The organism is Marinobacter antarcticus, assembly GCF_011049865.1.
GTDB classification, from domain to species: domain Bacteria; phylum Pseudomonadota; class Gammaproteobacteria; order Pseudomonadales; family Oleiphilaceae; genus Marinobacter; species Marinobacter antarcticus_A.
This window is the reverse complement of sequence record NZ_DRGY01000049.1, coordinates 36,748-57,989: the sequence shown is the minus strand read 5'-3', so window position 1 is coordinate 57,989 and position 21,242 is coordinate 36,748. Positions and strand designations below refer to the sequence as shown.

At 54.6% G+C, this 21,242-nt stretch carries 21 protein-coding genes and 1 tRNA gene; 14 read left to right on the top strand and 8 right to left on the bottom strand.

Going from position 1 to position 21,242, the window contains the following annotated elements; translation table 11 throughout:
- The first annotated feature begins 135 nt into the window (after window positions 1-135).
- The 8 genes from ENI00_RS06405 (at window position 136) to rdgC (ending at window position 5,890) form a co-directional block, all read left to right on the top strand.
- Window positions 136-1,476 (top strand): TRZ/ATZ family hydrolase, encoded by a 1,341-nt coding sequence (locus ENI00_RS06405; protein ID WP_304100593.1) that lies wholly within the window; start codon window positions 136-138, stop codon window positions 1,474-1,476.
- A gap of 35 nt (window positions 1,477-1,511) precedes the next feature.
- Window positions 1,512-2,228, top strand: a complete 717-nt coding sequence (ubiG, locus tag ENI00_RS06400) for a bifunctional 2-polyprenyl-6-hydroxyphenol methylase/3-demethylubiquinol 3-O-methyltransferase UbiG (RefSeq protein ID WP_304100531.1) — start codon at window positions 1,512-1,514, stop codon at window positions 2,226-2,228.
- Window positions 2,218-2,877, top strand: a complete 660-nt coding sequence (locus tag ENI00_RS06395) for an HAD-IA family hydrolase (protein ID WP_414674221.1) — start codon at window positions 2,218-2,220, stop codon at window positions 2,875-2,877. Before ubiG ends, ENI00_RS06395 begins: the two co-directional genes overlap by 11 nt.
- Window positions 2,878-2,952: 75 nt before the next feature.
- Window positions 2,953-3,702, top strand: a complete 750-nt coding sequence (locus ENI00_RS06390) for a YciK family oxidoreductase (RefSeq protein ID WP_304100525.1) — start codon at window positions 2,953-2,955, stop codon at window positions 3,700-3,702.
- Complete coding sequence (locus ENI00_RS06385; RefSeq protein ID WP_304100522.1) at window positions 3,702-3,935, top strand: glutaredoxin family protein; 234 nt, start codon at window positions 3,702-3,704, stop codon at window positions 3,933-3,935. The genes ENI00_RS06390 and ENI00_RS06385 overlap by 1 nt, the downstream gene beginning before the upstream one ends.
- Window positions 3,936-3,948: 13 nt before the next feature.
- Window positions 3,949-4,719: a peroxide stress protein YaaA gene (gene yaaA / locus ENI00_RS06380; RefSeq protein ID WP_304100519.1), complete on the top strand. Its 771-nt coding sequence runs from the start codon at window positions 3,949-3,951 to the stop codon at window positions 4,717-4,719.
- A gap of 24 nt (window positions 4,720-4,743) precedes the next feature.
- Complete coding sequence (locus ENI00_RS06375) at window positions 4,744-4,944, top strand: DUF2788 domain-containing protein (protein ID WP_304100516.1); 201 nt, start codon at window positions 4,744-4,746, stop codon at window positions 4,942-4,944.
- A 19-nt stretch (window positions 4,945-4,963) separates the two neighbouring features.
- Window positions 4,964-5,890, top strand: coding sequence for a recombination-associated protein RdgC (gene rdgC, locus ENI00_RS06370; protein ID WP_304100514.1), 927 nt, complete (start codon window positions 4,964-4,966; stop codon window positions 5,888-5,890).
- A 46-nt stretch (window positions 5,891-5,936) separates the two neighbouring features.
- On the opposite strand, the gene ENI00_RS06365 is transcribed toward rdgC, so the two are convergent.
- Window positions 5,937-8,681 (bottom strand): GNAT family N-acetyltransferase, encoded by a 2,745-nt coding sequence (locus ENI00_RS06365; protein ID WP_304100511.1) that lies wholly within the window; start codon window positions 8,679-8,681, stop codon window positions 5,937-5,939.
- 158 nt (window positions 8,682-8,839) lie between these two features.
- On the opposite strand from ENI00_RS06365, the gene ENI00_RS06360 reads away from it, so the two are divergent.
- On the top strand, window positions 8,840-9,766 hold the full coding sequence (locus tag ENI00_RS06360) for a histone deacetylase family protein (RefSeq protein WP_304100508.1): 927 nt from the start codon (window positions 8,840-8,842) through the stop codon (window positions 9,764-9,766).
- A 36-nt stretch (window positions 9,767-9,802) separates the two neighbouring features.
- Here the strand turns inward: ENI00_RS06360 and ENI00_RS06355 are convergent, their stop codons facing one another.
- Window positions 9,803-10,678, bottom strand: coding sequence for a flagellar protein MotY (locus ENI00_RS06355; RefSeq protein WP_414674223.1), 876 nt, complete (start codon window positions 10,676-10,678; stop codon window positions 9,803-9,805).
- 262 nt (window positions 10,679-10,940) lie between these two features.
- Between ENI00_RS06355 and pyrC the strand changes: the two genes are divergently transcribed.
- Together pyrC and rnt are read left to right on the top strand one after the other, a co-directional pair.
- A complete protein-coding gene (pyrC, locus tag ENI00_RS06350) occupies window positions 10,941-11,972 on the top strand; it encodes a dihydroorotase (protein ID WP_304100502.1) in 1,032 nt (343 codons plus the stop codon).
- A 43-nt stretch (window positions 11,973-12,015) separates the two neighbouring features.
- Window positions 12,016-12,672: a ribonuclease T gene (gene rnt, locus ENI00_RS06345; RefSeq protein WP_304100498.1), complete on the top strand. Its 657-nt coding sequence runs from the start codon at window positions 12,016-12,018 to the stop codon at window positions 12,670-12,672.
- 82 nt (window positions 12,673-12,754) lie between these two features.
- Here the strand turns inward: rnt and ENI00_RS06340 are convergent, their stop codons facing one another.
- Window positions 12,755-14,740: an SDR family oxidoreductase gene (locus ENI00_RS06340; RefSeq protein WP_304100494.1), complete on the bottom strand. Its 1,986-nt coding sequence runs from the start codon at window positions 14,738-14,740 to the stop codon at window positions 12,755-12,757.
- A 379-nt stretch (window positions 14,741-15,119) separates the two neighbouring features.
- Here ENI00_RS06340 and ENI00_RS06335 point away from each other — a divergent pair, with 379 nt between their 5' ends.
- Window positions 15,120-15,419: a hypothetical protein gene (locus tag ENI00_RS06335; RefSeq protein ID WP_304100491.1), complete on the top strand. Its 300-nt coding sequence runs from the start codon at window positions 15,120-15,122 to the stop codon at window positions 15,417-15,419.
- 38 nt (window positions 15,420-15,457) lie between these two features.
- Window positions 15,458-18,310, top strand: a complete 2,853-nt coding sequence (locus ENI00_RS06330; protein WP_304100487.1) for an insulinase family protein — start codon at window positions 15,458-15,460, stop codon at window positions 18,308-18,310.
- A 9-nt stretch (window positions 18,311-18,319) separates the two neighbouring features.
- Here ENI00_RS06330 and ENI00_RS06325 read toward each other — a convergent pair whose 3' ends face one another.
- Complete coding sequence (locus ENI00_RS06325) at window positions 18,320-18,961, bottom strand: TIGR04282 family arsenosugar biosynthesis glycosyltransferase (protein ID WP_304100484.1); 642 nt, start codon at window positions 18,959-18,961, stop codon at window positions 18,320-18,322.
- Window positions 18,948-19,655: a TIGR04283 family arsenosugar biosynthesis glycosyltransferase gene (locus ENI00_RS06320; protein ID WP_304100482.1), complete on the bottom strand. Its 708-nt coding sequence runs from the start codon at window positions 19,653-19,655 to the stop codon at window positions 18,948-18,950. The genes ENI00_RS06325 and ENI00_RS06320 overlap by 14 nt, the downstream gene beginning before the upstream one ends.
- Before the next feature lie 86 nt (window positions 19,656-19,741).
- Here ENI00_RS06320 and ENI00_RS06315 point away from each other — a divergent pair.
- A tRNA-Arg gene (locus ENI00_RS06315) sits at window positions 19,742-19,818 on the top strand.
- Between the two features lie 24 nt (window positions 19,819-19,842).
- Here ENI00_RS06315 and ENI00_RS18625 read toward each other — a convergent pair.
- The 3 genes from ENI00_RS18625 to ENI00_RS06305 all read right to left on the bottom strand — a co-directional run bounded on the left by ENI00_RS18625 (window position 19,843) and on the right by ENI00_RS06305 (window position 21,207).
- A complete protein-coding gene (locus ENI00_RS18625; protein WP_349740379.1) occupies window positions 19,843-20,058 on the bottom strand; it encodes a prolipoprotein diacylglyceryl transferase family protein in 216 nt (71 codons plus the stop codon).
- A 115-nt stretch (window positions 20,059-20,173) separates the two neighbouring features.
- Window positions 20,174-20,269 carry a hypothetical protein gene (locus ENI00_RS06310; RefSeq protein WP_304100591.1) on the bottom strand — a complete coding sequence of 32 codons (96 nt, stop codon included), beginning with the start codon at window positions 20,267-20,269 and terminating at the stop codon, window positions 20,174-20,176.
- Between the two features lie 203 nt (window positions 20,270-20,472).
- Entirely contained in the window at window positions 20,473-21,207 is a 735-nt protein-coding gene (locus ENI00_RS06305) for a class I SAM-dependent methyltransferase (RefSeq protein ID WP_304100478.1), read from the bottom strand.
- Window positions 21,208-21,242 lie beyond the last annotated feature (35 nt).

The following is a 21,242-nucleotide window of genomic DNA, read 5'->3' as shown; positions in this document are numbered from 1 at the left end:
AACGCTGAAAACGGTCAGTATAACGGTTATACTTCCGGTCTACATTTTACTGTTCGGCGCTCTTGTGCACGTTTGTTCGTGCTCGATTTCATTCGTGGCCGACGCTGCAAGGCAGGGTTAATGACCGCAGATACCATTACCGCAGATACCATCACCGCAGCCGATATTCGCATCAACGCCCGCTGGCTGATTCCGATTGAACCCCACGGAATCGTGCTGGAACATCAGGCGGTTATCATCCAAGGCACCCGGATTGTAGCCGTGCTACCCATGGCGGAGGCGGATCACCAATTCCGCACTCGGGAGACCATTGAACTGGCTCACCACGTGGTGATGCCCGGGTTGATCAACCTGCACGGCCATGCGGCCATGTCACTGTTTCGTGGCATGGCGGATGATCTGCCTCTAATGACCTGGCTGAACGACCATATCTGGCCCGCCGAAGGCCGGTTTATCAGTGAGCAATTTATTGCAGATGGAACACAGCTGGCCATGGCAGAAATGCTGAAAACAGGCACAACAACCTTTTCAGACATGTACTTTTTCCCCGAGATTGTGGCCCAGATGGCCCACGATGCCGGCATGCGCGCGCAAGTTTGCTTCCCGCTGCTGGATTTTCCCACGGTTTGGGGCGCCGGGCCAGACGAGTATCTGAGCAAGGGTGAGGCACTGATCAATAGCTGGAAAAATGACAGCTATATCATGCCGGCAATCGGACCTCATGCACCCTACACCGTATCTGACGGCCCGCTGACCAAAGCGGTCGCGCTCTCCCGGAAAACCGGGGCCCGCATCCAGATTCATCTGCATGAAACAGAATTCGAAGTTACAGACGGCCTCGAAAAACAGGGCAAGCGCCCTATCGAGCGGCTCGCGGAACTCGGGGTTCTAGGGGAAAAAACCCAGTGTGTTCACATGACCCAGATCAGCGACTCCGACATTGCCCTGCTTGCAAATACAGGTGCACACGTCGTTCACTGTCCTGAATCCAACCTCAAGCTCGCCAGCGGCCTCTGCCCCGCCCATAAACTTATGAAGAGCGGTATTAACCTGGCAATAGGCACGGACGGCGCCGCCAGCAATAACGATCTGGATCTGTTTGGCGAAATTCGAACCGCCGCCATGGTTGCGAAAGTTGTTGCCAACGATGCCGCAGCGCTCAGTGCCCATGAGGCACTTCAAGTGGCAACGCTCAATGGCGCCAAAGCGTTAGGCCGGGACCACGAGCTGGGCTCGCTGGTGGCAGGCAAGCTGGCCGACATTATTGCCATCGATCTTAGCGATCCGTTTACTCAGCCAGTTTACGACCCTGCTTCCCACCTTGTTTACAGCAACCACGGCCGCGCGGTAACCCATAGCTGGATTAACGGCGTACCTCAAGTACAGGATGGCAAACTGACGCGCATAGACGTACCCGATCTTATGCTTCGCGTTGAAGGCTGGGCCAGGAAAATTCGCCAGCAACAAGCTGACTAACCGAATTCCGACAGATTCATCAGGCAGAACGTAACATGACAAACCAGAACGTTGACCGTAGCGAAATTGCCAAGTTTGAAGCCCTGGCGAGCCGTTGGTGGGACCCCACCAGCGAATTTAAACCGCTGCACGATATTAACCCGCTGCGCCTGAACTATATTGACGAACGCGTATCGCTCGCTGGCAAGCGGGTTGCAGACATAGGCTGTGGCGGCGGTTTGCTGTCAGAAGGTATGGCACTGCGGGGTGCTCATGTGACCGGTATTGATATGGGTGAAGCCCCCTTGGCAGTTGCTCGATTGCACGGCCTGGAAAGCGCGATCAAGGTGGACTATCAACAAATTACCGTTGAAGAATTGGCCAGTGATCCTGAACAGGCAGGCCAGTATGACGCGGTTACCTGCCTCGAAATGCTGGAACATGTGCCAGATCCTTCGTCTGTTATCAAAGCCTGCTCTGCTTTGCTTAAACCCGGCGGGCACCTGTTTGTGTCTACCATCAATCGCAACCCGAAATCGTTCCTGTTTGCCATTGTCGGGGCTGAATACGTTCTGAACATGCTCCCCAAGGGCACGCACGAATGGAAGAAATTTATCCGTCCGTCCGAAATGTCTGATTACCTGCGCCACGCGGGGCTGGACGTGCGTGAACTGACCGGCATGACCTACAACCCCATTACCCGCTCTTACAAGCTGGGCCGGGACGTGGATGTAAACTACCTGATGCATGCACGGGATATTCGTGAAAACTGATCACCCCTCAATCGTTCTGTTCGATCTCGATGGCACGTTGATCGACACAGCACCGGATTTTATCCGTTGCCTTAACGACCTGCGCCGGCAGCACGGGCTCCCCGCGCTGCCGGCGGACCACATACGCCGCTCTGTTTCCAATGGTGCCCGTGCGATGGTCAGAGTGGGTTTCGGGCTCGAGCCAGAAGATCCGGATTACCTCGAAAAACACGGCGCTTTTCTGGATTTGTACGAGGCAGGCATTGCCGTTGAAACCCGTCTGTTTGAGGGCATGGACGCGCTGCTCCGGTCGCTGGAACACCGGGGAATTCCCTGGGGTATTGTTACCAACAAACCGCTCCGTTTTGCCGCACCTTTGGTTAAAGCGCTTGGCCTGGATACGCGCTGCGCCTCGCTGGTCTGCCCGGATCACGTCACTCACCGAAAGCCGGCTCCGGACGCGCTCTTTCTTGCCTGCGAGCAGATCGGTGCAGACCCGGCCCAAGCCGTGTACGTAGGCGACCACGAACGGGATATTGAAGCTGGCCGCAATGCCCGCATGAAAACGATTGCCGTGCGTTATGGCTACATTGAGGAGCCTGAAACCGTTGATCTATGGCGAGCGGATATCATCGCTGACACCGTAAACGATCTCGCAAAGCTGTTATAATGATTCGGATACTGACCCGTTTTAACGCACGTTGACGCACCCTAAAAATCCCCCGGCCTGATACGGAGACAGGTTATGCAAGATTACCAGGCACCCGCTGACCTTTTGAAAGATCGAATCATAATCGTAACCGGGGCTGGCAGCGGAATTGGCCGCACAGCGGCAAAAACCTACGCGGCTCACGGGGCTACGGTCGTTCTTATGGGACGCACGGTGAGCAAGCTGGAGTCGATTTACGATGAAATCGAAGCCGCCGGTTACCCTAAGCCGGCCATTGTACCGATGAATTTTGAAGGCGCGGCCGTAAAAGACTATGAAGAACTGGCCATGACCCTTGAAGACAACTTTGGGAAGCTCGACGGATTGTTGCACAACGCCGGCATTCTTGGTGATCGCAGCCCTGTGGAAATGTACGATCCGGAAACCTGGAACAAGGTCATGCACGTGAATGCGACAGCGCCGTTCCTGCTGAGCCGGGCAATGATTCCCCTGCTGCGCAAGTCAGATGCCGCGTCGGTTATTTTTACGTCGTCCGGTGTTGGCCGTCGGGCCAAGGCCTATTGGGGTGCTTATGCGGTATCCAAGTTTGCAGTCGAAGGCTTGAGCCAGCTTCTGGCCGATGAGCTGGACGACGAACGCAATAACGTGCGAGTGAACTGCCTGAATCCCGGCGCAACCCGAACCAGTATGCGCGCCCACGCCTACCCGGCAGAAAACCCTCAAAAAAATCCGACACCCGAAGAGCTGATGCCGGTTTACCTGTACCTGATGGGCAGTGACAGCAAAGGCGTAAGCGGCCAACAAGTAAACGCCCAAGCAACATAATGGAGCTGCTTTTTTACACCACGACCCAATGTCATTTGTGTGAGCTGGCAGAAGCCCTGTTGGTGAGTACGCCTATGCCCGTGCCCATTCCCGTGGACGTGGTGGATATCGCGCAATCAGAACATCTGGTGCAGCGTTACGGCACTCGAATCCCCGTGCTCCGGCGGACCGACACCGGGCATGAACTTGACTGGCCATTTAACCGGGATCAGTTACTTACGTTTCTGCAATGAGGAATTATCTGACATGTTGATGGTTATCTCTCCCGCTAAAACCCTCGATTATGAGAGCCCGCTGGCAACGGAAACCTTTACCAAACCGGACTTTCTGGAAGACGCCTGCGAGCTGATTGACCAGCTCAAGGAACTGGAACCTCACCAGGTCAGCAACCTGATGAGCATCAGCGACAAACTGGGCCAGTTGAACGCCGAGCGTTTCCAAAGCTGGCATACGCCCTTCTCCTCAAAGAATGCCCGCCAGGCGGTTCTTGCGTTCAAGGGCGATGTTTACACAGGGCTGGATGCGGAAAGCTTCAGTGAACAGGATTTCAGTTTCGCCCAGAAGCATCTGCGCATGTTGTCCGGGCTGTACGGCATTCTCAAACCTCTCGACCTGATGCAGCCGTATCGGCTGGAGATGGGCACAAAGCTTGAAAACAAGCGCGGCAAAGATTTGTACGCGTTCTGGGGCGCTCGCCTCACCCAGGCAATAAACCAGCTGTTGAAGAACGACGATGAAGTGCTGGTAAATCTGGCCTCGAACGAATACTTCAAAAGCTTGAAGCAGAAAGACCTTGAAGGCAGACTGATCACCCCCCAATTCAAGGACTGGAAGAATGGCCAGTACAAAATAATCAGCTTCTACGCCAAGAAAGCCCGCGGCCTGATGTGCCGCTACGCCGTCCTGAATCGTATTACCGATGCGAACAAGCTCAAGGGTTTTGACCTTGATGGCTATTATTTCAGCGAAGACCAGTCCGACGCCAACAACTGGGTTTTCCTGCGGGATGAACAGTAATCCGGATTGAGTTCGGAGCAAATCATGACTGAAGCCGTATTTTCCCAGATCGCCATGCTGGTGCTTCTGACCGGCCTTATTGGCTGGATGGGGTTTATCGTCTGGGATCTGGCAAAAAAATCAAAAGCCGGAAAGTTTGGCACTCTCGCGCTGTTTACGGTGCTTGGGGCCGGCGTCGTCGGTTTTATCGTTAAAACAGTGCTCGTGGAGATCATGCAAATATGAAAGACAAGGATCCAACCTGATGTGGTTTCGCAATGCCCGCGTTTTCCGTTTTACCAAACCGTTTGATATCTCTGCTGAAGAGCTGGAAGAAAAGCTCGGCGGCGATGCATTCAAGCCCTGCGGCCCACAGGAAACCGCTCGCCAAGGCTGGGTACCGCCCCTTGGCAAACACGGTGAGCAACTGGTTCACAGTGCCAATGGTTATCACCTGATCGCCCTGCGCAAGGAAGAAAAAATTCTGCCGGGACCCGTCATCAAAGATGCGGTTGAAGACAAAGCCGAGGCCATAGAAATCGAACAGGGCCGTAAAGTTCGGCGTAAGGAAAAAGACGAAATCAAAGAACAGGTGATGTTGGAAATGCTGCCCCAGGCCTTTTCAAGAAACCGCCGCTGTTTTGCGTACCTGGCACCGCAGGATGGCGTACTGGTTGTCGATGCCGGCTCCGCAAAACAAGCAGAAGACCTGGCCTCAACTCTGCGCAAAAGCCTGGGTTCTCTGCCCGTACGCCCGCCGGTTCTGGAACAGTCTCCGATCTTCACTTTCACGGGTTGGTTGAACGAAACCATCGACCTGCCCGGCACCGTGGTGCTAGGCGATGAATGTGAGCTGAAAGACCCTTCGGAAGACGGCGGCGTTGTTCGTTGCAAAGGTCTGAACTTGAAAGCGGACGAAATTCGTAACCATCTGGACGCGGGAATGGAAGTCACCAAGCTGGCCCTGACCTGGGACGACAACGTGTCTTTTGTTCTGGATGAGGAAATGGGCATCCGCCGACTGAAATTTAGCGAAACGCTTCAGGACCAACTCGACGACGTGGATGTGGACGATGCGGTTGCAAAGTTTGATGCCGCCTTCACGCTGATGACCCTGGAATTATCGAAGCTGATTCCCGGGTTGCTGGAAGCCATGGGCGGTGAAGATCGCTCGGCCATCGTCGAAGCTTAGCCATTTGTGGGAATGAGCACCCACTGGGGCCTTTTACACAAACGCCTCAGTGGGTGCTCGCGCCCAATCGCTCTTTCTGCCAGTCCTTGTCCGGCTCGTTCAGCACCAGCCGCAGATCCATCACTTCTTCCTCAAGGTTGTACTTGATCTCAAAGCCCATGTGCTCGGCCAACTGCAGCATCGGGCGATTATCGGCCAGTACGTCGCCGACCATTTCTACCGTACCTCTAGCGCGGCAGTAATCGATCATCTTCTGCATCAAGGCAACGCCCAGGCCCTCACCTTTCATTTTGTCGTGCACCATCACTGCGAATTCACACTGCAGATTGTCTGCGTCTGTCCAGGTTCTGACAGTACCGAGCGTTTCGTCCCCTTCACCGTTCTCTTTCGGCGCATTGGCAATAAACACCATTTCCCGGTCGTAGTCGATCTGTACCATTTGCGCGACGTCTTCCCGGGAAAAATGTTTGCGATACTGGAAGAACCGGTAGCGAATGGATTCCGGAGACTGCAGCTCATGGAACACCCGATGCGATGGTTCGTCTTCTGCTAACGCCGGGCGGATAACCACCCTGCGCCCCGACTTGGGCAGCATCAGCCACTCCTCAAGCTCTCTCGGATAAGGCTGAATAATTGGCCGACCGGGGGTTTCAGACAGATTGATCGCAATGTTAACGGCAACCGCACCTTGCTCGTTGAATAACAGCGGTGAAATTTCCAACCCGCGGATCTCGGGGATATCAATCACAATCTGGGACAGCGTCACCAGCGTTTCGGAGACCGCCCGGATATCCGATTCAGGCCTCAGGCTGTGTTCTTTGAGCAGCTTGTACATATAAGTGCGACGCAGCAGTTCGCGGGCAAGAACCATGTTCAATGGTGGCAGTGCAATCTGCCGATCCGTCATCACGTTAATATGAGCACCCGAGGCTCCACAGACCACTAAAGGCCCGAACTGGGCGTCTCGTGTGATACCTACGCTGAATTCAATGCCTCCTACGTGCTGATAAGACCGCTGCATGGCAAAGCCAAGAAACCCACTGTCGGGAAAATGTTTCTGATATTCATCCATCAAAAACCGACAGGTCTCAATAATCGCTGCTTCACTGCTAAGTTTCTGCACCGCGCCCTTGTAGCGGCGCTGGGAAACAGTGAGCGTTGCGAATGGGTGGCAAGCCTCCTCGTGTATAATTGTCACGTCTACCGGCCGGCGCTCTATGGAAAACGCCTCGAGAACTTCCTCTACATCGTCACAATAGACGGTTTCAATGGTGTTGATGCCGTAATCGCGCACAACCTCCCGAGCTTCCTGGCTCGACAAATGGGTGCGATTCGAGCGAAGCGCATTCACCACAACGCGCCGGATTTTGGTGTGGTCTGCAAAGTGATCGGTAAAGGATTCAGGCGTCTCCGTGAGCAGGCGCTGAACACGCTGATGCCGCACATGCTGCATAAAGGCGACAACCGCTTTCTCCGGATTAAAAAAGGATGGCAGGCCGGCACGATAAAACTCGTCCCGGGCTTCCATCACCGTGCTCTGGCCAAGCCAGCAGGTGAAGATATTCAGCCGCGTGCCTTTCGCAGCCTGCACAACGGCGTCGGCAATCTGCAGGCTGTCTTCCGTCAGGCTGGGCGCGTACATCACAAGAACATTGGCTATTTTGGGATCCTTGGCCAGAATCTTGATCGCTTTTCCATACAACGCCGGGGAGGCATCGTAATTGAGATCGATGGGGTTTTTGCGCCGCCAGTAAGGAGGCAATAACTCCGCCAGGGCCGCAATGCTGGGTTCAGACAGGCTGGCCAATTCACCGCCCAGATCGGCCAACCGATCAACCGCCAGCACCCCGGGGCCCACCCCGTTCGCCATAATCGCAAGGGATTCTCTGCGCAGCGGGCGCATGCGGGTGAGCGTTTCGAGCGCGTCAAACATCTGCCCAAGCCCGTCAACTCGCAGCACACCCGCACGCTGCAGCATGGCATCGTAAATGGGATCACTGCGCATAATGCCATCCGGCAACACATGGGTTAACCACTCGGATTCCGGCACTCGGCCGGATTTCACAACAATCACGGGTTTGGTTCTGGATGCCACTCGCACAGCGGACATGAAACGCCGGGGGTTTGGAATGTGTTCGATGTGCATGAGAATGGCGCGGGTCTGGGTGTCCTGGGCGAGGTAATCAATCAGATCGTCGTGATCTATGTCCATACCGTCGCCCAGGGTGAGGAAGTATGAGAAACCAACCCCACGGGCAAAGGCCCAGTCAATGACCGAGCTGGCGATGGTGCCCGACTGGCCCACAAACGCCACGCGCCCCGGAAGAACCCCCATGTGCGCATAGGTGGCGTTCAGGTTCCTTGCCGGAACGATGAGGCCAATGGTATTCGGGCCCAGCACCCTGATGCCTGCCGCCCTGGCCGCTTCGCGCACAGAATACATCAGGGGCTGACCGGTTTTGCTGTGGGTGCGGGACATACCCCCTGTCATCACAATCGCGGTACGGACCCCGGCTTCGCCAAGGCGCTTTATGGTTTTGGACACCGTATCCGGTGGCGTACAGATAATCGCAAGATCGGGCGAAAACGCCATTTTCGAGACTTTTTTGACACACGGCACGCCATGCACGTTGTCGTAATCATTCTGGTTGACCACCAGAAGCCGGCCCGAATAGCCGCCACTCATCAGATTTCGCAGCACCATACCGCCAAGGTTGTCGGACCGCTCCGACGCCCCTATCACCGCTATAGAAGCCGGATTGAACAGGCTTTCCAGGTATCGGGTGCTCAAGCTGACCCTCCTTAAATCTGTGTTCGCTCTATCTTAGGCATAGACGAGCCCATGTGAAATGCCTATTACCACTGTAGGACCAAAGAAACGCGGCACCATGGGAATATCCCTGATAGGATTGAAAGAAATACCAGCGTAGTCGGGGCGTTTCGAGACTTATGACCACCGCATTTTTTTCCCATGATGACTGTATGAAACACGACATGGGGCCGGAGCATCCGGAAAGCCCTGCCCGCCTGGCAGCCATCATCAGTTACATCGCCGACACCGGACTTGCTGAAAAGCTTGACTGGGTGCGGCCCGAAGAGATCACCCGCGATCAACTTCTAAGCGTGCATCCCGAGCGGTATCTGCAACAACTCGACATGATGCAGCCTACCCGTGGCCGGGTGTTCACCGATCCCGACACCGCCATGATGCCCGACACACTGCGGGCGGCGAAGCTGGCTGCCGGTGCCAATATTCAGGCAGTGGATATGGTCATGAGCAGCCAGGTTACCAACGCGTTCATCTGTGCGCGGCCCCCGGGCCATCATGCTGAGCGCAGCAAATCCATGGGGTTCTGTTTTTACAACAACATCGCCCTTGCGGCTATGCGCGCGCTCAACTTTCATCATCTTGAGCGAGTCGCCATCATTGATTTTGATGTGCATCAGGGCAATGGCACGGTGGACATTGTGAGCGGAGATGAGCGCATACTGATGTGCTCCAGCTTCCAGCATCCTTTTTATCCTCACTCGCACGTGCACCGTCAGGCCGATAACATCGTGAACATTCCCATTGAAGCGGGCTGCTCTGCGGCCGGGTTCCGTGAACGGGTCGAAGCGGAGTGGGTCAAGCGTCTGAATGCATTCAAACCCCAGCTTGTGCTGATCTCAGCCGGGTTTGACGCCCATCGTCTCGACCCGATGGGGGAACTGAATCTGGAAACCGAGGATTATCGTTGGCTAACCGAAATGGCGGCTGACGTGGCGCGCGAACACAGTAACGACCGGATCATTTCGACGCTGGAAGGTGGCTATAACCTCAAGGCGCTGGCACAGAGCGTGAATACCCACCTGGAGGTTCTGAGCTCGATTTATTGATCTGGTTATAAAAAACCCCGCGCTCAGGCCGTCATGTTAGCCAGCAGACACGCCGCCGTAGCCATTGGCCTGCTGCAATCCGGGGCGTTCGCCCTCGCGCTGCAATCGGATGGTTGTGCGACGGTTGTCGGCCGGTCGTTTGGATACCGGGTATCGATCTCCGTGAGCCCTCACCGTAATCAGGTCGGGATCCACTCCACGGGCTTTCAGGTAATCCGCCACCACGTTGGCACGTTCCTCAGACAATGCCCTGTTATCAATTCGGCTTCCAAGGCTGTCGCTATGCCCGTCAACAAACACTCGCTCAACCGTGGAATCGGCCATGAGATAGGCAACGATATCGTCCAGCAGATCCATATCTGCCTCAGACAGCGATTTGCTACCGCTGGCAAACGCCACTCGTGAACGCCCGATCTGATCAATGTTGACCGGCAGAAGATTCGCAGTACACAACCGGTAACGCTGGTACTGGCCACTGAAATTAACGTTGGAAACCTGCACTCGAACCGGGCTGCCATCGTACCAGGAGGCACGAGTAACCGTTGGGCGCATACCGTTCAGCAGGCTTTGCGCAATAATCACCGCCTGACGGGCCTCAAGAGATACCTGCCGGTGCCCTTCAGACACATCGACCGCACCCACGGGCTTTGGCGCGACACCCGGTCTCCACGCAGGTGCCTCGACAACCAGAGTGCCTCGCCCGGGACGCATAAGACGAGAATCGGATTCAAGAAAGAACGACAGATCTTCTCCGGCCCGACGACGAAAAACAGCCCGACCGTAACCCGGTACCTCATGCACCAGAGAACATTCAAAAACGGATTCTGCAAGATACCACTGACTGTTCGAGATTCCCGCGCCATAGTTTCCGGCCATACCAGATCCCGGCATAATGGTGCCCAGCACGAGCATTGCCAACAGGTTCAGCGTTTTTTTGGAGTAGCCGATTGCCATAAGAGCGCCATAGCCGTGATACCGAGGGTCCACGTCTGTTTCGTGGTTTCCCTGTTTAACGGCACGCATGCAGCGTTCTTTAGTCCAACACAGGAAAAACAATCACCGGCGCCTTCTGCTATAATTTCCCAAATTTTCCAGGATCAAAGCGCCTTCCACGGTGAACGCGTCTTTCACGCCTCTTTATTAGCCCTTTTGAAGGTAGTGCGGAAACCAACCAATGACCGAACAGCTAACACTTGTGCGCCCCGACGACTGGCACCTCCACGTGCGCGACGGCGATGTTCTCAAAGACGTTGTGCCGGCAACCGCGGCCTGTTTCGGGCGAGCGATCATCATGCCCAACCTCAACCCGCCGGTTACCAACGCCGCTGAAGCCTCCGCATACCGGGATCGCATATTGGCTGCGGCAACAGGTACGGGTTTCCAGCCATTAATGACGCTTTATCTCACGGAATCGACAACCCGCGCGGACATCCTTGAGGCCAGTGCCGACGGCATTGTCGCTGCGAAGCTCTATCCCGCCGGAGCCACCACCAACTCTGCCTCCGGCGTGCAGGATATCCGCAATATCTATCCGGTGCTTGAGGCCATGGCCGAATGCGGCATGCTGTTGCTCGTTCACGGCGAAGTGACCGATGCAGACATCGATATTTTCGATCGGGAAAAGGTATTCCTTGAGCGTGTTCTGGCGCCTACTCTGGACGCGTTTCCGAATCTCCGGGTTGTGCTTGAGCACATAACAACCGCCGATTCTGCCGAGTTTATACGCCATCACCAGAGTAACAATCTGGGCGCAACGCTCACGCCTCAGCACCTGATGTACAACCGCAATCACATGCTGGTAGGCGGCATACGCCCTCACCTGTACTGCCTTCCAATTCTCAAGCGCAACCGGCACCAGCAAGCCCTCAGGGATGCCATCGCGAGCGGTGATAAACGGTTTTTTCTGGGAACCGACTCCGCGCCACACTCCAGTGACAAAAAAGAGGCCGCCTGCGGCTGCGCCGGTTGTTACTCCGCCTACGGCGCAATCGGACTGTACGCGGACATTTTTGAAGAACTCGGCATTCTGGATCAACTTGAAGCCTTCGCCAGCCTGAACGGCGCGGATTTCTATGGTCTGCCGCGAAATACCGATACTATTACCCTGGTGAAGAAACCCTGGACAATGCCGGATGAATTACCGTTAGCCGGTGGTACCATCGTTCCGTTGAAAGCTGGCGAAACCATTAACTGGCGCTTGGCATAAACGTACCCACACTTCCTGACAAACGGCCACGACCGGAGCTTTAGTGACTGACGAAAACAGACAATCGCACCCAATGTCCCGCAGATTTCGCGGTTTTTTACCCGTTGTTGTCGATGTTGAGACCGGCGGGTTCAATCCAGACCGGGATGCTCTGCTGGAAATAGCCGCGGTGATGATCACCATGGATGATGACGGCAGATTGCAAAGGGGTGAAACCCATTTGCAACAGATTGATCCGTTTGAAGGCGCCAATCTGGAGCAGTCTGCGCTGGATTTTACCGGCATTGACCCGTGGAATCCGGACAGGGAAGCTGTGCCCGAACGTGAGGGCCTGAGCGAAATCTTCAGCCCCATCCGCAGGGCCGTCAAGGCACACGATTGCAAACGCGCGGTGCTGGTGGGGCACAACGCCACCTTCGATCACAACTTCGTATTTGCGGCCGCACGGCGAGCGGAGATCAATCGGAATCCGTTTCACCCCTTTTCTACGTTCGACACCGCCGCCCTCGCAGGCCTGGCCTATGGCCACACGGTTTTGGCTCAGGCCTGCAAACTGGCCGGCATTCCGTTTGATAATAAAGAAGCGCACTCTGCTGCCTACGATGCCGAAAAGACAGCCGACCTGTTCTGCGGGATCGTCAATCGCTGGCTCGACCTGGGCGGGTTTCCGCCACCTGTGATTTCGGATGAAGCCGAATAGCACCGACTTTAATCGGGTGAACGTCATCCACAAAAAAACCCGCAACGCGGGTTTTTTTGATTCAAAGCTGCAAGAACGCGGCTTACCAGTGAATGCCCCGCATAACCGCGGCAAAAGCCACCTGTTCCGTGGACACCTTCGGCCTCTCAATTGACTTGCCCCCCACTCCAGGGGATGAATCCGGGAACATACGGTAGCCCGTATTCATCACGATTTCGCCCATCTTCGGCGCAAGTGCGTGCAACACTTCTGCGAAAATACCAAGGCGCGTTGCGATACGCTTTGGGCGATCAATAATCGCATTCGTCACCATTTCCGCCGCCTCTTCCGGCGTAAGCGTTGGCACCGAATCGTAAATCTTGGTGGGTGCGATCATCGGCGTTTTCACCAGCGGCATATTGATGGTGGTGAACGTCACGTTCCGGTCTGACCACTCCGAAGCCGCGCATCGACTGAATGCATCCAACGCCGATTTAGACGCCACATAAGCAGAGAACCGCGGTGCGTTGGTAAGCACACCAATAGACGAAATATTAACCACATGGCCGCGATGACGCTCCAACATCGACGGTGCAAATCCCATGATCAACCGCACAGAGCCGAAGTAGTTCAGTTGCATGGTGCGCTCAAAATCATGGAACCGGTCAAACGACAACGACAACGAACGACGAATGGAGCGCCCGGCATTGTTGATCAACACATCCACATGGCCGTGGTTGTCCAGAACGGTTTTCACAAAGTGATCGCACGCCTCCATATCGGAGAAATCACATTGGTAGGCGTGCACACTGCCGCCCTTCGCCTCCAGAGACGCGGTCACCTCATCCAGTTTCGACTTGGTGCGGGCTCCAATCACCAGAATAGCGCCCGCTTCCGCCAGTTTTTCAGCCGTTGCCAAGCCAATACCCGACGTAGCGCCGGTTACCACACACACCTTGCCTTCCACCGTACCCTTGAGAGTGCGGTCCTTGAACAGATCAGGGTCGAGATGACGTTCCCAAAAGTCCCAGATCACCGGTGCATAATCCGCCAAACGGGGCACTTCTATGCCCGTTCCCTTCAGCACGCGCTCAGTCTCGCGGGCATCGAAACGGGTGGGGTAATTGATAAAGGACAGCACTGAGCGCGGAATGCCCATGTCCTCCAGCACAGCGCTGGTTAAACGTTTCACCGGCGGCAGGTTTTTAAGGCTCTGACGAATAAAGGGCGGAATGAAACCGAACATGCGGGAGTCGATGCGCATGCCCATTTTAGGCGCGTGGCCGGCTTCACAGAAAATGTTAAGAATCTCACCCACCTTGTAAGGGTCAGAATCCACCAAATGGAAACACTTGCCATCTTCGCTGTCCAGGTGCGCTATGTGATCCAACGCATTGACCACAAAATCTACGGGAACAACATTCAGGCGGCCCCCTTCTATACCCACAGTCGGCATCCACTGAGGCAGGGTCCGGCGGATTTTCTGAATCATTTTGAAGAAATAGTAAGGGCCGTCAACCTTGTCCATTTCCCCGGTTTTCGAGTGGCCGATAACCATGCCCGGACGATAAATGCGAAATGGCACTTTGCACTGTTCACGCACAACTTTTTCCGATTCGTGCTTGGTCATCAGATACGGATGGTCCAGCTTTTCCGCTTCCTCAAACATATCCTCACGGAAAATACCCTTGAACAGGCCAGCAGCCGCGATAGACGAAACATGGTGAAAGTGCTTTGCCTTCATTGCTTCAGCGGCATTCACTGCCGCCTTGGTGCCATCAATGTTCGTGGCCTGTTGGGCGTCTTCGTCAGCGCCCATATCGTAGACAGCGGCCAGGTGGAAAAAATGATCAATCTTTCCTGTCAGGGCTTTAAGGGTTTTGGTATCAATACCCAGATTTTCGCTCGTCAAATCGCCAACTACCGCCTTAACACGGGATTCGTCTACGCCCCACCGCTGTATGAGTGCGTCAAGCTTGTCCAGAGATTGCTCACGCACCAGCAGATGCACGGTGCCGCCCCGTGCTAAAAGTTTTTCCACAAGAAAACGGCCAATAAACCCGGTACCACCGGTCAGGAAATAGTTCATTGATAATCCACCCTGCCTGTTGCTCTGTTGTTGTCTGTTCAATATTTACGTCGGCCTTATTCGACCAAAGTCTAATAACGGCCTTGATTGGCCGGCATTGTACTTAAATGCAACTTTCATGTATCGGTCTTTTTTAGAGTTTTTACTCTGTAACCCGTTGTTTTAAATAGAGCCTTTACTCTAAAAAAATCCGTCGCGCCTGTATTTTTCGCCGACACAACGCTTTTGAGACTAGCACAGTAATTGGCGCCCGCCTTCCCTGACGATGAATTACTGCAATGCAATGAAACAGCCTGCCAGCAATGCGATAATCCGGAACTTGTTGCCTCTTTAGGCGTCAGTCCTTTTCACAGACCCAGCGATACCCGGAAACCCGATAATGCCGAACGACAATCCCAATACTGAACGTTACATCACCATTGCCCGTGCGTGCCTCAAAGCGATCAACGACACGGCGAAAAATTCCGGTGACCGTGAACAGAAAATCCAGGCGGTTTACCAGGCAATCGACAGTGCATTTCAGGAAGAGTTTGCCGATTACCGCCAATCCGTTGCCATTATGGCAACCGTGCTCGAACGGATTGCGTCAGGCCAGCTTGATGGAGAGAAAGCCGCGGACCTGGCCCGCAAAACTCTGGATCAACAGCCAGAAAACACCCGCAAAACAATGATGCACTGAAACCTTTCAGACGCTCCCTAACAAATAGCAGAGGCCTTATGCGTATTGGTACCCAATTAAACGCCAGAATACCGGTGCTGACGGCAAATGCGTTTGCACTGCTTTTGCTATTATTTGTCAGTTCGTTTGCAACCGCCGCACAAACGCCACAAAAAAGCCCGAACGACAACAACGAATACCGCTTCATTGAACTGGATAACGGTTTGCGAGCCATTCTGATATCCGACAAGAACGCAGACAAAGCCGCGGCGTCCATGAACGTGGCGGTTGGCAGTGGCGATGATCCAAAAGAACGGGAGGGCATTGCACACTTCCTCGAGCACATGCTGTTTTTGGGCACGGAAAAGTACCCTGAGCCCGGAGAGTACCAACAGTTCATCAAAAGCCACGGGGGCAGTCATAACGCCTTTACCGCGTTTCGCAACACCAACTATTTTTTCGATATTCAGGCCAATTACCTGGAATCTGCGCTGGATCGGTTCTCGCAGCAGTTTGCGGCGCCTCTGTTTACCGCCGAGCTTGTAGACCGCGAACGTAACGCTGTGAACTCTGAGTTCAGCTCCAAACAAAAAGAAGATGGCCGCCGCCTCTACTCCGTCAAAAAGGCCGCCAGCAACCCGCAAGGCGCTTTTCATCAGTTCGCGGTCGGTAATCTGACCACGCTGGAAAACACCGACACCCATCCGCTTCGGCCTGACCTGATTGAGTTCTGGAAAGCCCGTTACTCCGCCAACCTGATGACCCTTGCGGTTTACGGCCCGCAGCCGCTGGACCAGCTGGAAGCTATGGTACGGGCGCGTTTTGGTGCCATTGAGAACCGCAATCTGAAATCAAGGGTTCATAGCGCCAAATTGCTTGAAGCCGATGCGCTGCCTGCAGAGGTGACGGTGCAAGCCATCAAGGATGTGCGCAGCCTGTCGTTGTCATTCCCGATTCCATCACAGCAGGAAAACTACCGCACAAAGCCCGTCAGTTACATTGCCAACCTGCTTGGCCACGAAGGACCAGGCAGCCTCTTGGAGGTGCTGAAGAAGAACGGCCTGGCAGATAACCTGTCCGCCGGTATTGGCATGGATACGGGCGAAGCGGCCACATTGGACATCAGCATTGCGCTTACACCTGAGGGCCTGAATCGGCAAGAAGACATTCTGTCACTGGTTTTTCGGTACATCGACATCATTCGCGAGCAAGGCATTAGCGAGCAGCGTTTTGAAGAAATGCAGCGACTGGCAAGAATCGATTTTCGCTTTCGCGAGCAAGGTGAACCCCTTCAAGAGGCAATGCGACTGTCGAGCCAGCTCCAGGACTACCCGGCAGAAGATATTCTCAGTGCGCCCTGGCTAATGGAGCGTTACGCGCCGGATCAGTATCGGGATATTCTTTCAATGCTGACACCGGATAACGTGATGGCCTATTTGCTGGCGCCACAGCTCGAGCTCAAAAACCCCAACTTTACCAAGTGGTACGAAACACCCTGGCAGATTGAACCACTGGATACCGAAGCACTCAAAACCAAGGCACCCATCGCATTGGCCGAGGCGCTTCATCTTCCTGCGCCCAACCCGTTTGTGCCTGAGAATCTGACCATGGTGCCTGGTAAAACCATGGACAAACCCGAATGGTTGGGCAATAACGACGGCATGGCAATCTGGTTTGCCCGGGACACGCGTTTTGACACACCCAAGGCCAACGTATTTTTGAGCTTACGCACACCCGCTGTGCGCGCATCGGCCCGCAGCCATGTACTGACAGGTCTTCTGGTTGACAGCATCAACAACAACTTGAACGCCTGGGCCTATTCCGCGCGTCTTGCCGGGCTGGATTACAGCATCTATCCGCACTTGCGCGGCATCACTGTGCGGGTTGGCGGCTACAGCGACAAACTGAACACCCTGATGAACCGCATCCTCATGCAGGTTGCAGCACCGCAGATTACCCGACAGCGCTTTGATATCGCCCGGCAAAACCTGATGGACAGTTTGCAGAACAAAGCCAAAGACCGGCCAGTTGCACAGACGTCCGAGTTCATTCAATCCACGCTGCTCGAAGACACCTGGAGCACGGACGAACAGCTGCAGGCTGCAAAAACCGTAACCCTCGAAGAACTCAGATCATTCGCAGGGACGTTGCTCTCGAAAATTGACCCGGTACTGCTGGTTCATGGCAACCTGACCGAAGCTTACGCACTTAACCTGGCCCAGCAGATTGATGCGATTGTGTTGAACAAAAGCGATTTTGCAACGGTTGCGCGCAGTCAGGTGCGCAAGCTGCCGCCGGAAGAAATCGTCGTCTCTTTGAACGTAGAACATCCGGATACCGGGTACACGCTTTACACCCAGGGCAAGAACACCAGCTTTGAAGAGCGCGCGCGGTTCCGCCTGCTGGCGCAGATTATAAGCAGCCCGTTTTATGAAGATATCCGCACCACGCGCCAGCTTGGCTACATTGTGTACGCAACACCCTTCGAAATGCTTGAAACCCCGGCCCTTGGCTTTGTGGTTCAATCCCCTACCGCCAGTCCGAACGCCATCGACCAGGCCATTCGCGAGTTCGCCAAAGGCTACAATGAGACCCTTGCCAACTTGGATGACGAGCGCCTGGCCCAGGAAAAGCGGGCAGTGATCAGCAGCATTATGGAGCAGGATCGTCAATTGGGAGAGATTTCAGGGCGCTATTGGCGCGAGATTGATCGTGGCGAAGAGGGGTTTGACTCACGAGAAAGGCTCGCAAAAGCCGTTAAAGCCGTCAGTCTCGATGAGCTGAAAACCACCTTCAGGGACTCCGTATTGAACAGAGACCGGGCGCTGCTCGTGAACACGGGTGGCGAAGGGTTGAGCGCAAAGGACGCCCGCGACCTTATTCTGCAACAACCACCCGTTACCGATAAGTAAAAACGGCCGCTACGTGTCGACAGGGAGGCGCTGAAAGCGCGCCCAGTCCTCCGGCTCATCCACATCCCATCGGGGCTCCAGCAAACCAACGCTGAGCCCCAGTTCCTTCAGTCGCGCACAGGTTTGCTCAAGGACAGCTTCCGTGCCCCACTCAATACCGTCGAGCATGCCCGGAAGCACCCGGCGCGAGCCAATCAACACGTAACCACCGTCATCAGACGGCCCTAAAACAACATCGTATTCCTGCAGGCAGGTCACGGCCAGATGCACATACGCGGGTTCAACTGACGGGCAATCGCTGCCCACGATCATAGCGGCAGCGTGAGACTCAAGACCACTTTCAAGCGCATCCAGCATTCTGTCGCCCAGATTCGCCCCCCGCTGTATATGCTGCGCCAAGCCTCTGTGCTCAAGAGTACGGACAATTGCCTGCGCATCCACCGGCACAGATTCAACCTCCCTGTCCCACCAGAACTGCACAGAAAAACCGGCGCCACACAGATTATCCAGCACAGCCAGGGTAAGCGTTAAGTGCGCATCCAGCGCCCCGGACACACCCAGCGCAGGAATAAGACGAGTTTTTACCCGGCCCGCTTCCGGCCACTTGGCGAACTGCATCACCAGCGCATTGAGAAATTCAGTCTGAGCCATTACGAACATCCATACGGTAGGAATGAGCAAGCGTTGCCGGGGATTCACCACGCCAGTAGCGCCAGCGTAAACGCCACATCAGAAAAATCGTGCGCCACACACCTCGCTGTTCCCAGCGCCGGCTGTCGGTAACAACCGGTTCGTCAATACAGAAGGGGCGGGAAACCAGGCGCAGCCTGTTGGAAAACTCAATATCTTCCATGATCGGCAGGCTATCAAATCCGCGCAGAGCCTCAAAAACTTCCCTGCGCACAAACAGAGCCTGATCGCCTGTGCAAATACCCGTTAACCGCGAGCGCTGATTCATAAACCAGGCAACAACCCTGAACATCACGCCCCGGCCACTCAGGCGCACATCAAAACGGCCCCAGGCTTTGTCACTGTTAAAAAACTCACTCAGGCAATTCAGTGCATTTTCAGGAAGACGGGTGTCCGCGTGCAAAAACACCAGAACACTGCCGTTAGCAACAGAGGCGCCCGCATTCATTTGAACGGCCCTTCCCTTTCCCGACTGAACCACCCGATCCGCAAGCGGGATTGCCAACCTGGTTGTGCCATCCGTGCTGTCCGCGTCCACCACAATCACCTCATACCCCTCTGCGCGCAGCGGTGACAGAGCTTCAAGCGCCGCCACAATGCCCGCCGCTTCCATCCAGACTGGCACAATAACGCTTAGCGAGAACGAATCAGACAAAGCACACTCCCAGCACGGCAGAAAACACGGTAACACCTTGAGCCATAAGCCTCAGGCCGTTATCATACCGACCTTCTGAAAGAAGCGCCTTCGTAGCTCATCTGGATAGAGCGTCCCCCTCCTAAGGGGAAGGTAGCAGGTTCGAGTCCTGCCGAGGGCACCAGTAACCATTTCGTATCAATACATATCAAGACTTAACCATCTGTTTTAGATCATCTTTAACGAATTCCGGCATCCTTGTCGATCCACAATATTCCGCCCCAATCTCCACATTCTGACCGACAAAAAAGCGGAAAACCCCGTAGAGCAACAGGAATAAGCCGGACGTTGTGCCATTCCCGCGAGGATGGCCTGAGAACCACCACAGCACAACACAGCACAACACCTTCCAGCGTGAACTCATACAGTGACGACGGGTGGCGTGGCGGCCGGCCCCATATTGGGGAACACCATGGCCCCAGGCCAATTGACACCAGTGGTGTGACAAAGTCCGTGAGCCGAAAAATGGTAAGTTTTGCTTACGGGCAAAGATCAGCGTTTCGACTGCTTCGGTGCTCAACCCCAATTGATGGACGGCCCAACCACCAGGCTGCAAGAAAGCCAACAAGGTACATCAGGCCATACCAATGGATTTGCAACGGGCCCAATGAAATCGCTATCGGATCGATTTTTGGATAGTTAAGCGTTGGTTCTCAGATTCCTCTTCATAAAAATGGATCTTTGCCGAATATTCGGTCGACTTGCGCAAGCACCTCGTCATGTAATATCCGGTCGGCGAGTTTCTCACTTTTTACTGGATACACACGCTTCACCATAATCATTTTGTCTTGTGCTGAATCACCACAAAGAACACACGATCAGTAAAACGAATTTGGTCTCCATCAAGCTGGCCATCGACTTCCAGAATGCCCTGCTCAATTTCATCGGGAGTAAAGCTTGTCAGGCTTGACATAAACCGGGCCCGAAGCATTGTATACCAGCGCTCCTTCGGGATTTCGACGTGGTACTCCTCCGTGTTCGTGACAGCGCTCAGGCCAGAGGTAGATATTTCGTCGAGAAGAACTTCAAGTTCCGGCTGACTCTCTGAAAAAGCAGTCATCGCCCGCTTGAAAAGAGGAAATCCGGGTAGGCTTGGCCGAGTCACCACCAAGATACGGCCATTGGGCGTTAAACCGGAGCTTATTTCTTTCCAGAAACCCTGACGATTCCGGATGTGATGGATCGATTCCTTGATAAGGATCCGGTTCAGCGGCATCTGCCTTTGGGCGAACACTTCAGCAGACTCACAATATGTCTGGAGGCCTCTGTATTGTCCGGCGTTCAAGAGCATGGCTTCGGAGGGATCCACGCATATAGCGTCAGATTCAAGCGGTACACCCTCCTTTAGAAGGTGCGTGAATAAACCGGATCCACCTCCCAGGTCTGCGAACTTACTGTCTGTGTGAATTTTCAAATGCTCAAGAATCTTTTTCAGCATCCAGTCTCGGTAACCTTCGGTCAAGAGCCAAAGATCATCATATTCCCGGGATATTCTCGAAAAAGCCGTCGTCATTACCTCTCTCCAATGAAGCTGTTCTCCGCTGCCCC

Coding starts and splice junctions, on each gene's coding strand:
- ENI00_RS06340 (WP_304100494.1), bottom strand. CDS start 14,740: ATGAACTATTTCCTGACCGGTGGTACCGGGTTTATTGGCCGTTTTCTT.
- ENI00_RS06385 (WP_304100522.1), top strand. CDS start 3,702: ATGGAGCTGCTTTTTTACACCACGACCCAATGTCATTTGTGTGAGCTG.
- ENI00_RS06360 (WP_304100508.1), top strand. CDS start 8,840: ATGACCACCGCATTTTTTTCCCATGATGACTGTATGAAACACGACATG.
- pyrC (WP_304100502.1), top strand. CDS start 10,941: ATGACCGAACAGCTAACACTTGTGCGCCCCGACGACTGGCACCTCCAC.
- ENI00_RS06305 (WP_304100478.1), bottom strand. CDS start 21,207: ATGACGACGGCTTTTTCGAGAATATCCCGGGAATATGATGATCTTTGG.
- yaaA (WP_304100519.1), top strand. CDS start 3,949: ATGTTGATGGTTATCTCTCCCGCTAAAACCCTCGATTATGAGAGCCCG.
- ubiG (WP_304100531.1), top strand. CDS start 1,512: ATGACAAACCAGAACGTTGACCGTAGCGAAATTGCCAAGTTTGAAGCC.
- rdgC (WP_304100514.1), top strand. CDS start 4,964: ATGTGGTTTCGCAATGCCCGCGTTTTCCGTTTTACCAAACCGTTTGAT.
- ENI00_RS06330 (WP_304100487.1), top strand. CDS start 15,458: ATGCGTATTGGTACCCAATTAAACGCCAGAATACCGGTGCTGACGGCA.
- ENI00_RS06375 (WP_304100516.1), top strand. CDS start 4,744: ATGACTGAAGCCGTATTTTCCCAGATCGCCATGCTGGTGCTTCTGACC.
- ENI00_RS06325 (WP_304100484.1), bottom strand. CDS start 18,961: ATGGCTCAGACTGAATTTCTCAATGCGCTGGTGATGCAGTTCGCCAAG.
- ENI00_RS06390 (WP_304100525.1), top strand. CDS start 2,953: ATGCAAGATTACCAGGCACCCGCTGACCTTTTGAAAGATCGAATCATA.
- ENI00_RS06335 (WP_304100491.1), top strand. CDS start 15,120: ATGCCGAACGACAATCCCAATACTGAACGTTACATCACCATTGCCCGT.
- ENI00_RS06310 (WP_304100591.1), bottom strand. CDS start 20,269: ATGTACCTTGTTGGCTTTCTTGCAGCCTGGTGGTTGGGCCGTCCATCA.
- ENI00_RS18625 (WP_349740379.1), bottom strand. CDS start 20,058: ATGAGTTCACGCTGGAAGGTGTTGTGCTGTGTTGTGCTGTGGTGGTTC.
- ENI00_RS06355 (WP_414674223.1), bottom strand. CDS start 10,678: ATGCTCGTGCTGGGCACCATTATGCCGGGATCTGGTATGGCCGGAAAC.